This is a genomic window from Bacillus cereus group sp. MYBK245-2 (assembly GCF_051916145.1).
Taxonomy (GTDB): domain Bacteria; phylum Bacillota; class Bacilli; order Bacillales; family Bacillaceae_G; genus Bacillus_A; species Bacillus_A pacificus.
The window spans coordinates 42,920-56,826 of record NZ_JBQAGB010000015.1; the positions used below are offsets into that span (position 1 = coordinate 42,920).

Sequence of the window (13,907 nt, forward strand, 5' to 3'; positions counted from 1 at the left end):
TTAATTATTCAATTCAGTTATTTGCTAGACTCATACCAGAGATAAATTCTCCTTAGTCTAGACTATTAATCTCTTATAATAAAAAACTACATCCTATATAGAATGTAGTTTTTTCACAGACTTATCTATTTTTTACTTCCTTTTTATAAAAATCATATAATAGATTGATAGATGAGCTAGATAATATAGGCATTGCCTTCTCAACTAATTCTCTATCCCAATCAAACCAACGCATTTCCATCAGCAAATTTATTTCTGTATCAGTGAATCGTTTCTTTATTTCTTTAGCTGGAGTTCCCCCCCACTATTGTATACGGCGGAACATCTTTACTTACGACAGATCCTGCTGCAATGATTGCGCCTTCACGATTGTAACGCCAGGCATTATAATTGATATGACTGTTCAATTTGCTCAGCGAATGGATATACTGTAATCCATTCTGAGTGATGATTATGATTACCACCCATTAAAATGACTACTCCACTGGCAATACAAACATAATTCCCAATAATGAGTTTATCAAGATGCCATCCCATCTGTTCAATTGGATTGAAAAGTGCTCGGGACTTAGCATCCCCCACAAATACCTTACACAGCTATCTTCAAAATTTTGATGACCATAATACCCTGAATAATAGGAGTACTCTCCTACTTCAATGAGTGGATTTGTTACTATATCTTTTATATACTTTGTTTCCGGCCAATGATTACATAATGGATGCTTCATAACTTTATTCCTCGCTTCTAAGTAGTGTAGGTTTTTACAATTTACTTAGAAGCTTACTATGACTGCTACATTTTTTAGCTTTCTCAAACGACGAATCATTGTCTTCAAGCCTTTCTTTTATTACAAAGGAATCTCTAATAAAACTCTATACAAAAAAATAGCCTATAAATTTTTATAGGCTACTTTTCATTTCATCATTATTACTTAGCTAATTCTTTCGTACCCTTCATTACATCAACAAAGAATCCCCAGTTATTCACAACAGAAGAAATACTAATATGTTCATCCGGAGTGTGAACATTAAATATATCTGGACCGAATGAAATTGCATCTAATTCAGGCATCTTTTGAACGAATACACTACATTCGATTCCTGCATGTACAGCAAAGATTTCAACATCTTTATTGTATTTTTCTTGATGCACTTTTTCAAACAAATTACGAATTTGTGAATTCGGATTGTATGGCCATTCTGGATACTCTGACTCGATTTCAAATGTTGCACCAACTAAATCGGCGATACATTTAATCTCATCTGCAACATGTTGTTTTAAACTACTTACAGAACTTCTCACTTCGTTACGTAATTTAATTTCATCTTGCAACGTTTCAATAACACCTAAATTTGTTGAACTTTCTACAAGACCTTTAATATCCATGCTCATACTTTGAATGCCGTTTGGGATTAAGAATAATGATGAAATAAGTTGTTTTTGCGTCTCTTTAGCAAATACTTTTTCTACTTTCTCATCCAATTTTGTAAGTGTAACATGAACATCTGGATCAACAGCACGCATTTCTTCTTGTAATACTCGTGTCCATGACTCTAGCTTTTCTTCTACCTTCTCTACATCTTCTTGACGTAATAAAATTGTAGCTACACTTTCACGCGGAATTGCATTTGTTTTTAACCCGCCGTGAACTTCACTTATATCAAATTGAATATTTGCTGATAAATCGCGTAATACTCGTCCTAATACTTTGTTTGCATTACCACGTTGTTTATCAATTTCCATACCAGAGTGTCCGCCTTTTAAACCACCAACATATAGACGATATGCATCCGTATTCGCTGACGCTTCATCCCAAATTACTGGAATTGTTTCAACAGCTTTCGCACCACCTGCGCTACTTACAAGTAATTTATGATCTTCTTCAGAATCAATATTTATAAAAATCTTTCCTTCAAAATGATTTGAATCAACAGCAAAAGCACCGCCCATTGTTGTTTCTTCTTCAGTAGTAATAACTACTTCAAGTGCTGGATGCGGAATGTCTTTCGAATCTAATAAAGCCATCGCATACGCCACTGCAATACCATTATCAGCGCCTAAAGTTGTTTGATTTGCATATAACATGTCCCCAATGATTCGCAATTCAATTGGATCTTTTTCAAAATCATGTACGGTTGCTTGATTTTTTTCACATACCATATCCATATGACCTTGAATGATAATAGCTGGTACATTTTCATAGCCAGCAGTTGCTTCTTTTTTAATAATGACATTCATTGCTTCATCTTGAATTACTTCTAAATTACGCTCTTTTGCAAAACCAACTAAATAATCACTAATTTCCTTTTCATTACCCGATCCTCTAGGAATCTTTGAAATTTCTGCAAAATGATAAAATACAGGGTGCTTTGTTAATTGTTCTAAAGTAGAATACATTTTTAAGCTCCTCTCAAAATGACAAAATAATATGTAAGTCTTTTATCATTATACCATGATTCGTTATTTTACTTTTCTTTTAACTTTTTAATATATTATTCATTTTATGTACAACACTCTTACAACATTGTAAGGATGTTGTAATCTATATCGATTTTTCTCACTTCATAATAGCCGTATACTGTGTAAAGAACGAAATTGAAGGAGATAAAGAAAATGAAAAAGTTTTTAACAATTATTACACTATGTTTATTATTTTCTAGTTTTACTATTGGCTGTGAGAGAGCATCACTCAATCGAATTGGTAAAGATGTATATTACGTACAGATAAAAGGCGAAGGAACTATCGAAAAAGTAGAAGGTAGAAACTTACGTAACTACACACTGCCTGCTTATGATGAAGACGGAGTAAAAAAACAAATTACATTTAGAAGTACAAAAAAAGAAAACGACCATAAATTAAATGAAGACGCACTTTTACGCCTATTTGTAAATCAAGATGATAATAACAAAAATGAAATATCATCAATTGAAGTAAAATCCTATGAAGAGATTCAGAAAACAGATTTACCTGAAAAAATAAAAGAAAAGTTTACTATGAAATAAAAAACAAAAGAAAATGCACTATGCATTTTCTTTTGTTTTTTTCACTCGTATATATTTTGAACTGCTATTATTCATCAGTTTCTCTAAGCGATTTATATTTTCCGTTAACGCACCTTTCACAAGAGAGAAATCTGTATTTGGTTCTTCTTTTTTTTCTTTAAAAAATGAAGACTTTTGTATATTTACTTCAGCCATCTCTTCTCCCCCTCTTCAAAAAGATACAATCTTCTATTTATATTATATAGCAAATGCAGAAAGAGTGTACACTTATGATTTTCTTTTTAATTCTTCTTCTAGCTCTTCTACTTGCTGTAATGTATCTCCTTTTATTAACGAGAAATCTGTTGTATCTTCATTATCTTTTTTAAAAAAATCATTGTCATAATCTTTTATCACTACAATCACCTCTACGTGCTAGTGTAGGGATGATTGTCCGATTTTATTCAACTTTTTCCGATTTATTCCGAATTTATGTATAAAAGAGTAGGACAGAAAGTTCTGTCCTACTTACTAAAATAACTATGATGTATTGTTAAATTATATACATTTTCAAAATCTCGATCTTGCAGGTTATTTTTCTTACCATCAATAACAATGAAAACATCACTCACTATTTTTGCTGGTATAATTCCGACATTTTCTACTTGCACCGCTTTCTGCTCATTCAATTGCTCAATATGTTCAAACGGAACGATGATACTAAATTGAGAACGGATACCGCGAAAGTTTGTATTTAATTCCTTTGCCGCTTCAAATACAACAATTTTTGCCCCAATCTTTTCACCATACGAATCTAAAAATACGTTTAAGCTTTTTGTATATTCTTCTTCCGTATGCCATTCCATCGTACCGAATACTGCCGGATTGACATTTTGAATAATTGTTGTGTATATTTCTCCTCTTGCTTTAGAAGCAATTAATGACCGTTTTATCGATTGAACAGTCTTGCCGATATCGCTAAATTTCGCTCCCCATATTTCTGAAATATTAGGTGTTAAAATAAATGCAATATCAACGAAAATAACCATTGCAGTGAACATTAAAAGATTTTTCCAGAGGGTTAAATCAATTCCTTTTACCATGAAATACACGGTGACTGATATTATAAACAACCCATACCAAGTCTTTCTAATTCGTTGCTTCTTCTCCTCGTACAACTCTTCGTTTTTCCAATAAAAGAAAACAAGTACTAGAAAAACGATTGCTAAAATAAATAAGCCGATTCGAATGTTAGAGATCACCAATGACATCACCCTCCATTCAAAAACTACTCACGATATCATTACATGCACAAGCAGCTCTCTTTATGACAAAAGACGTGGACAAGCTTCTAAATTTAGCTACATTGCATATACATTAGAAGGTGCCACGTCTTTTACCCCGCTATTTGTGGGCAGTAAGCTCCCCATCTCAACATTCTGCAAAAGCGAAGAAAATAGGTGGGGGATCAACTGCCCATAAAAGCCCGATTGGTTCAACTAATAATCAGTGGGACGAACCCCCCCACTGATTAAAGTTTCACTTTATCCTGAATCTACATTGTATATGTAGACAAGCACGCGTTTCAAATTTTCATGTTAAAAAGAAATATGTTTCGGAATTTCCCCTTCTGGTACTTCTCCGTCCATACTTAAGTAATAATGACGAATTGGTCGTAAATTATCGTCTAATTCATAAACGAGTGGTATACTCGTTGGAATATTTAATGAAACAACACCATCACTTGAAAGGTTATCTAAGTATTTCACTAGCGAACGAATCGTATTACCGTGTGATGAAATAATTACCTTTTCACCACTTTTTAATGATGGCGCGATTTCTGAATGCCAATAAGCAAGTACTCTTTTCTCCGTATCCACTAAACATTCAGTCAATGGAAGCTCACCTTTTTTAAGTGCTTTATATCTTGGATCATTCATTTCATACCTAGGATCATCTTCAGTAAGAGCAGGTGGTCTTACATCAATACTTCTTCTCCAAATATGAACTTGCTCCTCACCATATTTTTTCGCCGTTTCATCTTTATTCAATCCTTGCAATGCACCGTAATGTCTTTCATTTAGTTTCCAACATTTATGTACTGGGATCCATGCAAGGTCCATCTCATGAAGTACAATCCATAACGTCCGAATTGCTCGTTTTAATACAGATGTATAAGCAACATCAAAAGTATATCCATTTTTCTTTAATATTGCTCCTGCTTCTCTCGCTTCACTTAATCCATTCTCTGATAAATCTACATCAGTCCAACCAGTAAAACGATTTTCAAGATTCCATAAACTTTGTCCGTGACGAATAAGTACAAGTTTTATCATTATAATTCCCCTCTCGGAAATGTGAATTGTATTGTTCCATTGCGTACACGTGTCAACTACCCCATTGAGACAAAACGTTTCAGTGGGGCTTGAGTTAGAACGCTAGGTCTTTTCGTCTATCACTAGACAGGTTGACGCTCTAGCATTCATGCCACCATACGATAACACCTCAAGTAAGTTTTGGTTGGTACTGGCAACGAACGATTGTTTTCCCACTTGCACCCCCCTTTCAAAAAAGAGCAATTCTTCCTTATGGAAGAAGCCACCACTCAGATGACTCCGGCGTGTGCTACAAGCCCCGACAAATCGAGTACACATGGATGGTTGACACACCCACTAAGCTATGCACGAAGCAACAGCCTTACGTTTTTGCACTTCTAATAGAATCGGCGTTTTCACTTTGAGATTGCCATCCAATTGTACAACTCTTGATTTTTGCAATGTATTCAGCACACCATTAATGTCAGTATGGATACATGTTCCTGCTTTACTTCGGTACAATCTAAATGTAGGAGATTTTTTTATTTCTTACATTTTTAGGCATACGTATTTTAATGGAATGGATAAAATCTGTTCTTTTCCAAACTATAAAACAGATATATTTCTTATTATTTTTGATCGATTACAACTTCTCGCTTCGACATCCAAGCATCAAAACCTGATCGGCTATTTGCCATTTCATTCATAACTTGATGCCAATTTTCTTCACACGATTCACCAAATTTTGAAAAAATAGTACCCATTTGTTGCCTTTGTACATCGCTCAATTTTTTCTCTAATTCGGTACCTTTTTCTGTTAAAGATAACTGTTTCACACGACGGTCATGTGTAGCTTCATTACTCTCAATTAAACCCTTTTCCACAAGTTGTCGTAATGGTCCGTGTAGAGCCTGTTTACTTATTTCTAACAGTGATAATAATTCATTTACGCTTAGACCTGGAAAGCGTGCGATAAAAAATAAAATTCGGTGGTGTACTCGTTGTATGCCATACTCTTTTATAATTTCATCTGGCTTTTCAGTAAATGTTTTATATGCAAAGTAAAATAATGCTAATGCTTCATTCATCTGTTCTTCTTTATGTTGTGTCATCTACTTTCCCCCTGTATGTAAATTATACCACAATCCAGTAATCAATATTTTAATGAACGCATTTGAACTTCTTTCGTCTATTGAAATATTCATTGCACAATTAGGAGATGATTCATTTGAAAACGCAATATACTGTAAGTACATATTTATTAGACAGACTAAGCGAATTAGGAATTGAGCATATTTTTGGTGTCCCTGGTGATTATAATTTGGCTTTTTTAGATGATGTAGTAGCACATGAAAAGTTAGAGTGGGTTGGCAATTGTAATGAATTAAATGCAGCATATGCTGCTGATGGATATGCTCGTATAAAAGGAATCGCTGCTCTTATTACCACTTTCGGTGTTGGAGAATTAAGCGCCATTAACGGTGTTGCTGGCTCATACGCAGAAAATGTACCTGTTATAAAAATCACGGGGACACCACCTACAACAGTAATGGAGAATGGAGCACTCGTTCATCATACGTTAGGTGATGGAAAGTTCGATCACTTTTCCAATATGTATCGAGAAATTACTGTAGCGCAAACAAATTTAACCCCCGAACATGCTGCTGAGGAAATTGATCGTGTGTTACGTGCATGTTGGAGTGAGAAACGCCCTGTTCATATTCAATTACCGATTGATGTGTATAATAAACCAATTAATAAACCTACGGAATCCATTTTACATAAACCAGTTGTAAGTAATAAAGATGCGCTGGATAAAATGCTTTTACATGCAACTTCGAAAATAAACAGTGCCAGAAAACCTGTTATTTTAGCTGATTTTGAAGTGGCTCGTTTTCATGCTGAAGAATATTTGCATCAATTCGTAGAAAAAACTGGATTTCCTATCGCGACATTAAGTATGGGGAAAGGAATATTCCCTGAAAAACACCCCCAATTTATAGGAATTTATACTGGTGACGTTAGTCCTTCATACTTACGAAAAAGAATTGATGAATCTGACTGTATTATTAGTATTGGCGTGAAATTAACTGATACTATTACCGGTGGCTTTACACAAGGATTTAAAAAAGAGCAAGTAATAGAAATCCATCCCTATACTGTGAAAATTATGGATAAAAAATATGGACCCGTTGTAATGAAAGATGTTTTAAAACAATTAAATGATTTAATCGAACATCGCAAAGAAGACACACTTGAAATTAAGCCGTTTATTTCAGAATCACTACCTATAACAGAAGAGTTCAATCCAAAAGCACAAATGATTACACAAAAACGATTTTGGCAACAAATATATCATTTCTTACAAGAAAACGATGTTTTAATTGCAGAGCAAGGAACGCCTTTCTTCGGTAGTGCCACTATCCCTTTACCAAATAACACCACTTATGTAGCACAACCATTATGGGGATCAATTGGTTATACATTACCTGCTCTACTTGGTACACAGCTCGCTAATTTATCGCGGCGTAACATTTTAATTATTGGTGATGGTTCTTTCCAATTAACTGTTCAAGAGTTATCAACTATACTTCGGCAAAATTTAAAACCGATTATATTTTTAATTAATAACAATGGATACACTGTTGAACGTGCAATTCATGGTCAAAATGAAACGTATAATGACATACAAATGTGGGATTACACAAAACTAGCGAACGTATTCGGAACAGAAGAAAAAAGTCTAACATGGAAAGTGGAAAATGAAACAGAGTTAGCAGAAGTTTTAACGAATATAACTGTAAATAACAATCAACTTATCTTTATTGAAGTTGTAATGAGCCAAGGGGATCAGCCTGAATTGTTAGCTAAACTTGGGAAAAGATTCGGCATGCAAAATTCTTAATAAGGCAACGTGTAGCAAAAAATAATAACAGGTTCAGCTGAGAGTTGTAAAATTTGTTTATATACTCAAAATACACAAGAAAAAGGATGGCCATTGCCATCCTTTTTGACATATATTGAACTTTCCCTATTTTGAAGACCATTCTTCAACTAATCCCGGTATAACAAGTAATAATTTTTAATCCATCTTTAACTTTATAGCTTTTGTGGCAATAAAAGTTTTAATATGCTTATCTAATATTCTAGTTCCACCAAAATCATCCTCATAAAAACCACTTATAACTAAACCAGCTTCAATTTGACCTTGAATTTGGTCTTCAAGAGTATGTGCATATTCTATTGTTTGATTGGAATTTACATAATCTTGAACTTCATCCTCTGGTAAATAGTCTAGTGTTGATGAAGGTATAGAATGTTTAACATCAAGTATACCCTTTTGCTCTTGATTGTCATCAAAAATCCATAGTAACGGATTTGTAAATCCTGAAATAAGAATTCCTCTATTCTTTAGTACCCTTGATATCTATTCCATACAAGGTTAACATCTTTTACAAACAAATTAGAAACGGGATTTACGACAATATCAAAATATTCATCTTCAAAATCACTAAGGTCTGACATATCCCCTTGAACTGTTTTTAAAGTTAACCCGTCCCGTTCTGCTACCTTTTTATCTTGTTCCAACTGCTTCCTTGATATATCAGTAACTGTTACATCTGCTCCAGCAGCAGCTAGAACAGGTGCTTGTTGCCCTCCACCTGACGCTAAGCAAAGTATCTTTAATCCATCTAATGATTTTGGAAACCACTCTCTAGGAACTGATTTTTCTGTGGTAACTGTGATTTCCCATTCACCTGATTTACTTCTTTCAATAACCTCGCGACTTACAGGTTGTGTATATCTAGAACCTTCTTCAACCTTTTTATCCCATGCATTACTGTTTTGTTGAGTTGTATCCATTATAACTATTCCCCCTAGCTATCTTGTTATATTTTAAATGTAAGATCATTTACTATAAAAGCTTTCCTTTTTCTATTAACGTAACCAATAATTAATACATATTTTTCTATATTTATATTAACAGATAAAAAGCAGTAATAAAAACAAAATATTCTAAATAGGAAAAATACAAATTCGTTTAAACAAATAAAAAGGCATTCCAAACCTGTTGACGGTTGGAACACCTTTTTATTTGTTATTTAAATTTTTAACCTCTTAACTACACTCATTAAACAAATCAATTACAATTTATTCCGCAAGCGTTAACTGCCAAGACACACCATACTTATCATTTAACCAACCAAATTTTTTACTAAACGGATAGGCACCTAAAGGCATAAGTACTGCTCCATCCTCCGCTAGTTTATTAAAAGCCGTTTCAATTTCTTCTTCCGTATTACAAGTTACATAAAGAGACATAGCTGGTGTAAATGTAAAATTATGATTTACATAACTATCTATGCACATGAATTCTTGCCCGTGTAACGTAAATGTTGCCTGAATTACAGTACCCTCTTTACCAGGTCCATTTTCATCGTAGCGAGAGATACTTACAATTTCTGATTGATCAAATAGTGATGTGTAAAAATTCATCGCTTCTTCAGCTTTGCCTTCAAACATTAAAAATGTAGTGATTTTTTGATTTGTAGTACTCATACAGAGACAACCCCTTGTTATGTATTTATGCAAAATATACATCGGCCAGCAAAACCGAACGTATTTTCCCGTAAGTGTATTGTCTATAAAAACGATGAGTTTGTCAATTATCTACTTTCTTATTTCTTCTTAAATAATGCTGTCCAAAGAAATGATTCTCCAAACATAGTATTCGGTTGTTCAATTTGCTTCATTTTTCTAATTTCAATCACTTCAAATCCCTTAAATACCTCTCTTAATTTCTCTTCCGAATAAGCCAGACCACCTTGCAGACTCCATCCTCTATATACGTCCCAATCTGTTATTTCTGAGCCATTTCGCTCATCTAAATCGCCTGCCGCAAAACATGTTAATCCGAAATAACCACCTGATTTCAATGAGTTTTTAATTAAATCCACATAATTTATTCTTCTATGTGGTGGAATATGATGTAAACAACCCGAATCGTATACAAAATCAAATTCATTTTGGACCTCTAAATTAAAAATTGAATCACAAATAAATTCAATTTCTATCCTTTTTGCTAAAGCCCGCTCTTTCGCCCATTTAATGCCTTCTATAGATAAATCCACTGCCGTTACATCAAACCCTTCATCTGCTAGATAAATTGCGTTTCTACCCGGACCACATCCAAGTTCTAGTACTTTTCCTTTTGAAACCCAATTTTTATTTATATACGAAACTAGGTTCTCATCTGGAACGTTTTCAAAAAACGGAACATCTTTTTCTCTATTCGCATAAAATTCATTCCAAAATGGTTCTGCTGGTCTTAATAATGAATCAAGCATTTTAATAATATCTTCTTGATTATGCAACGTTTCATTTTTCACTTGTATCCCTCCAAATTTAAATAGTCAGAAAATCATTATACATCTTTTAGAACTTTCAGACAAAAAGAAAAACTCCTACATTCAATAGGAGTTTTTCTTTTTAAAATCCAAGTATAGCTAACCATTTTAACAACTTCTCTTCTCGCGCTTTTAAATCATCGTTCCTAAGCTTACCTAACTGTATTTCACTCACAATTTCTCCGTCCGCCATAAAAAGAACTCTTTCTGTTTTCGCTGCTACCTTTACATCATGAGTCACTAACATAATAGTCGTTCCATCACGGTTAATATTTAATAAAATTTGCATTACCTCTTCTGTTGATTTTAAATTTAGAGCACCCGTTGGCTCATCAGCAAAAATAATATTTGGATTATTAATGAGCGCTCTACAAATAGAAACTCTTTGTAATTGCCCTCCAGATGCTTCGGTTATATAATGAGACGCTATATCACTTATCCCCATTTTCCCCATTAGCGCTAGAGCACGTTTATTTACTATTTTCTTACTCTCACACTTCGCTAAATATGCTGACAAAATGATATTATCAAATAGATTCAAGTTTCTAAGAAGGTTACTCTGCTGAAAAATAAATCCTATTTCAGTAAGGCGCAACTTGGCTAACGCTTCTTCTTTCATACAAGATATTTCTTTACCACCAATTTTCACACTTCCTGATGACATTTGATCCATTCCACTAATATTATATAGTAACGTCGATTTCCCAGAACCAGAAGGCCCCATAACCGATACAAATTCTCCCTCATAAACCTCTAAATCTATATTTTTTAGCACGTGATAATTTGCATTTCCATCTATTGAATATGTTTTGTTTACTTGCTTTACTTCTACAATTTTTTTCAAGTTTTACACCCCTACTCCCCATTTGGCTTTACATCGTTTGTGTGCTTTATAGTAAAACTACTGAAAAGTGTTGTTGCAGTCACACATATAAATAATATCGCTGGGCATATTATATAAGAAACGATAGGATTTACGACAAACTTTATATGAGCTGCTCCCATAAATGAGCCTAACCGACTTACTAACATTTCACCAAACGTAGCAGCTATACATGTCCCTATCACAATGCCTAATAATACAATGACGATAGAACGTGTTATATACTGTATACGAATATCTTTACTAGAAAAACCGATATTTTTCATAATTAAAATTTGCGAAGAATCTTTTGCTAATAACATTTTAAAAAGCATTGCAGTAATTAAAACTGATATCAATATCGCAATCAAAATAGCCACTTGAGTCACGAGTCTTAATTGTTTAATTGTCTCTCCTAAAGTTTGCGTTAAATAATCATCCGTATCTGTTATTTTTGCAGAACTAAAATTTTGTTTATACTCCTTCACTTTTTCTTGCAAATCAACATTAGACTTTAAATCTACATTTACTACATACCATAATATGTTTTCGTTATTATAAGAAAAGTTCGCTTTAGCTGTTTTCCCGCCATTTGTTACATCTTGATACATACCACTAATCGTAAGTGTTTTCTCTTTCCCATCAACAAATAAAACGATAGAATCCCCTACATTCTTTTTTAATTCATTTGTGTTCATATAAGAAAGAGCAATTTCATTTTCATTTTTTGGTGCCCTACCTTGCATATAGTCTAATGGAAATGTAGTGAAGTCTCCCACTTCTACATGTAAGTTTTCATGTGTACCATCAGCGCTTACCATTTTAAATGTACTCGTTACAAATGTTGCATATTTTTCTACTTCATCATCATTTCGTAAATATGATATAACGTCCTTAAATCGTTTCTCTATATTTTCAGTTTGCTGTAAATCTATTCGAATATCACTTTTTCCTGTTCCCATATAATTAACAAACTTCGGTGACTGAATCGTATACAAAAAGTTAACAGGTACAACAATCATAAACACAGCTATTATTAATACGATACTTAATACGCGATATAACTTAAATCTTTTTATAACATCTTGTATACCAATAAATATATTTACATTTTTAAATTTAGATCGATTGAGTGAAAAAGAGTTTCTAATCTTTCTTTTCCCTATTTTATCTCTTGATTGTAAAGCATCTATTGCTGTAATTCCCCTAAATTTCCGTAAAATGATACCACAGAACAAGATAACGACTAAAAATAACAGTGTTGTAATTATGAATGGCACAACATTGTGTAAAATACTTTTATCTGCTGCCCCCATATAAAGAGTGATATTCGAAGTGAATATCTTTGTAACAAATAGGGAAAGTATATATCCACATATACACCCACCAGCTGAAATAACAACATATTTTGTTACATATAGTTTTTGAATATCTTTACTTGTAATGCCAATAGCTTTCATAACACCAATTTCCCGATAATCTTCTTCCATCGAAGTAGTAATCGTAAATCTAATACATAACATTGCAATTAACATTAATAATGCACTTATTATGATAAGTACCGCAGCTATTATTCCATCTGTTAATGAATTGAGTGTTTTAAATAGTGAATACGTAATAGAGGGACCTTTTTGGGGTAAGTTCGATGACTCGTATAGATTTTCAAATTCATTTATTTTATTTACATCAGTTAGCTGGAATTCAATAAGATATTCGCTTTCTCCAAAATTCCTTTTTATTCTTTTGAAATCTTCATTGCTTATTACGAATCGTTTTGAACTAACAATTGATGGATTCATTTGAACATCACGAACAAATGCTGAAATAGTAAATTCTAGTTCATTCTTATTTTTATCAACCCATATTTTATCTCCAATACGCAAATTATATTTTTGCATATAATAAATGGGTACACCTATTTCCCCTTTCCTAACATCAACCACTTCATTATTTAAATTTAATAAAAAATCAAACTTACTATTTTGTTTAACGAAGCTTATGTCCATTACACTATTATGTTCCGCTTCATTTTTCTTCTTTATAAAAATGTTAGATCCGTTTATTTGGACCATCTCAGCCGTTTGTTGTTTTTTTACAAACGGAGTTTTTTCTACAAAGGAATCAATTGATTTTTGATTTACTTCTCCGGCATGCATTTGTACGAAATGCGGTGCGTTTGATACTTTAACCAATTGCTCCATTGAGTTCAATAGATTTATAACGTTACTTGAAGCACTAGCCATTAAAAGACTTGATAACATGATAAACATAAATAAAATGGTAATTATCATTTTATTTTGAGAGAAATCTCTTTTTAACATTCTCCTAATCATATTAAG

Annotated in this window: 12 protein-coding genes and 3 pseudogenes; 2 read left to right on the plus strand and 13 right to left on the minus strand. The window is 33.1% G+C overall.

The features are described 5' to 3' along the window. Nucleotides 1–121: 121 nt before the first annotated feature. Nucleotides 122–728, minus strand: a pseudogene (locus ACTFRN_RS21595) (CatB-related O-acetyltransferase). Nucleotides 729–928: 200 nt separating this feature from the next. Beyond that, complete coding sequence (gene pepD / locus ACTFRN_RS21600; RefSeq protein ID WP_000287562.1) at nt 929–2,398, minus strand: beta-Ala-His dipeptidase; 1,470 nt, start codon at nt 2,396–2,398, stop codon at nt 929–931. A gap of 216 nt (nt 2,399–2,614) precedes the next feature. On the opposite strand from pepD, the gene ACTFRN_RS21605 reads away from it, so the two are divergent. Further along, nucleotides 2,615–3,004, plus strand: coding sequence for a YxeA family protein (locus ACTFRN_RS21605; protein ID WP_000714179.1), 390 nt, complete (start codon nt 2,615–2,617; stop codon nt 3,002–3,004). Nucleotides 3,005–3,022: 18 nt separating this feature from the next. Here ACTFRN_RS21605 and spoIISB read toward each other — a convergent pair whose 3' ends face one another. From spoIISB to ACTFRN_RS21635, 6 genes and pseudogenes are all read right to left on the minus strand, one after another. Beyond that, nucleotides 3,023–3,199, minus strand: a complete 177-nt coding sequence (gene spoIISB, locus ACTFRN_RS21610; protein ID WP_000852590.1) for a stage II sporulation protein SB — start codon at nt 3,197–3,199, stop codon at nt 3,023–3,025. A 72-nt stretch (nt 3,200–3,271) separates the two neighbouring features. Next, nucleotides 3,272–3,400: a hypothetical protein gene (locus ACTFRN_RS21615; RefSeq protein WP_000588714.1), complete on the minus strand. Its 129-nt coding sequence runs from the start codon at nt 3,398–3,400 to the stop codon at nt 3,272–3,274. A gap of 107 nt (nt 3,401–3,507) precedes the next feature. Next, nucleotides 3,508–4,245 carry a type II toxin-antitoxin system SpoIISA family toxin gene (locus tag ACTFRN_RS21620; RefSeq protein ID WP_014893739.1) on the minus strand — a complete coding sequence of 246 codons (738 nt, stop codon included), beginning with the start codon at nt 4,243–4,245 and terminating at the stop codon, nt 3,508–3,510. A gap of 336 nt (nt 4,246–4,581) precedes the next feature. Next, a complete protein-coding gene (gene gpmA, locus ACTFRN_RS21625) occupies nt 4,582–5,319 on the minus strand; it encodes a 2,3-diphosphoglycerate-dependent phosphoglycerate mutase (RefSeq protein WP_000594137.1) in 738 nt (245 codons plus the stop codon). Nucleotides 5,320–5,655: 336 nt separating this feature from the next. Then, nucleotides 5,656–5,838, minus strand: a pseudogene (locus ACTFRN_RS21630) (RNA-guided endonuclease TnpB family protein); the annotation flags it as partial. Nucleotides 5,839–5,927: 89 nt separating this feature from the next. After that, the gene (locus ACTFRN_RS21635) at nt 5,928–6,410 is read right to left on the minus strand and encodes a MarR family winged helix-turn-helix transcriptional regulator (protein WP_016717517.1); all 483 of its coding nucleotides are present in this window, start codon (nt 6,408–6,410) and stop codon (nt 5,928–5,930) included. A gap of 107 nt (nt 6,411–6,517) precedes the next feature. On the opposite strand from ACTFRN_RS21635, the gene ACTFRN_RS21640 reads away from it, so the two are divergent. Continuing rightward, entirely contained in the window at nt 6,518–8,203 is a 1,686-nt protein-coding gene (locus ACTFRN_RS21640) for an alpha-keto acid decarboxylase family protein (RefSeq protein ID WP_062822446.1), read from the plus strand. Nucleotides 8,204–8,380: 177 nt separating this feature from the next. On the opposite strand, the pseudogene ACTFRN_RS21645 reads toward ACTFRN_RS21640, so the two are convergent. The 5 genes and pseudogenes from ACTFRN_RS21645 to ACTFRN_RS21665 form a co-directional block, all read right to left on the minus strand. Next, a pseudogene (locus ACTFRN_RS21645) lies at nt 8,381–9,162 on the minus strand (class I SAM-dependent methyltransferase). Nucleotides 9,163–9,450: 288 nt separating this feature from the next. Beyond that, a complete protein-coding gene (locus ACTFRN_RS21650; RefSeq protein WP_014893741.1) occupies nt 9,451–9,858 on the minus strand; it encodes a VOC family protein in 408 nt (135 codons plus the stop codon). Nucleotides 9,859–9,977: 119 nt separating this feature from the next. Further along, nucleotides 9,978–10,688: a class I SAM-dependent methyltransferase gene (locus ACTFRN_RS21655; RefSeq protein ID WP_088106779.1), complete on the minus strand. Its 711-nt coding sequence runs from the start codon at nt 10,686–10,688 to the stop codon at nt 9,978–9,980. A 100-nt stretch (nt 10,689–10,788) separates the two neighbouring features. Beyond that, a complete protein-coding gene (locus ACTFRN_RS21660; RefSeq protein WP_000724598.1) occupies nt 10,789–11,550 on the minus strand; it encodes an ABC transporter ATP-binding protein in 762 nt (253 codons plus the stop codon). 11 nt (nt 11,551–11,561) lie between these two features. Continuing rightward, nucleotides 11,562–13,901 carry an ABC transporter permease gene (locus ACTFRN_RS21665; protein WP_074568125.1) on the minus strand — a complete coding sequence of 780 codons (2,340 nt, stop codon included), beginning with the start codon at nt 13,899–13,901 and terminating at the stop codon, nt 11,562–11,564. Between the last annotated feature and the right edge of the window lie 6 nt (nt 13,902–13,907).

Coding starts and splice junctions, on each gene's coding strand:
- spoIISB (WP_000852590.1), bottom strand. CDS start 3,199: ATGGCTGAAGTAAATATACAAAAGTCTTCATTTTTTAAAGAAAAAAAA.
- ACTFRN_RS21665 (WP_074568125.1), bottom strand. CDS start 13,901: ATGATTAGGAGAATGTTAAAAAGAGATTTCTCTCAAAATAAAATGATA.
- ACTFRN_RS21650 (WP_014893741.1), bottom strand. CDS start 9,858: ATGAGTACTACAAATCAAAAAATCACTACATTTTTAATGTTTGAAGGC.
- gpmA (WP_000594137.1), bottom strand. CDS start 5,319: ATGATAAAACTTGTACTTATTCGTCACGGACAAAGTTTATGGAATCTT.
- ACTFRN_RS21605 (WP_000714179.1), top strand. CDS start 2,615: ATGAAAAAGTTTTTAACAATTATTACACTATGTTTATTATTTTCTAGT.
- pepD (WP_000287562.1), bottom strand. CDS start 2,398: ATGTATTCTACTTTAGAACAATTAACAAAGCACCCTGTATTTTATCAT.
- ACTFRN_RS21640 (WP_062822446.1), top strand. CDS start 6,518: ATGATTCATTTGAAAACGCAATATACTGTAAGTACATATTTATTAGAC.
- ACTFRN_RS21635 (WP_016717517.1), bottom strand. CDS start 6,410: ATGACACAACATAAAGAAGAACAGATGAATGAAGCATTAGCATTATTT.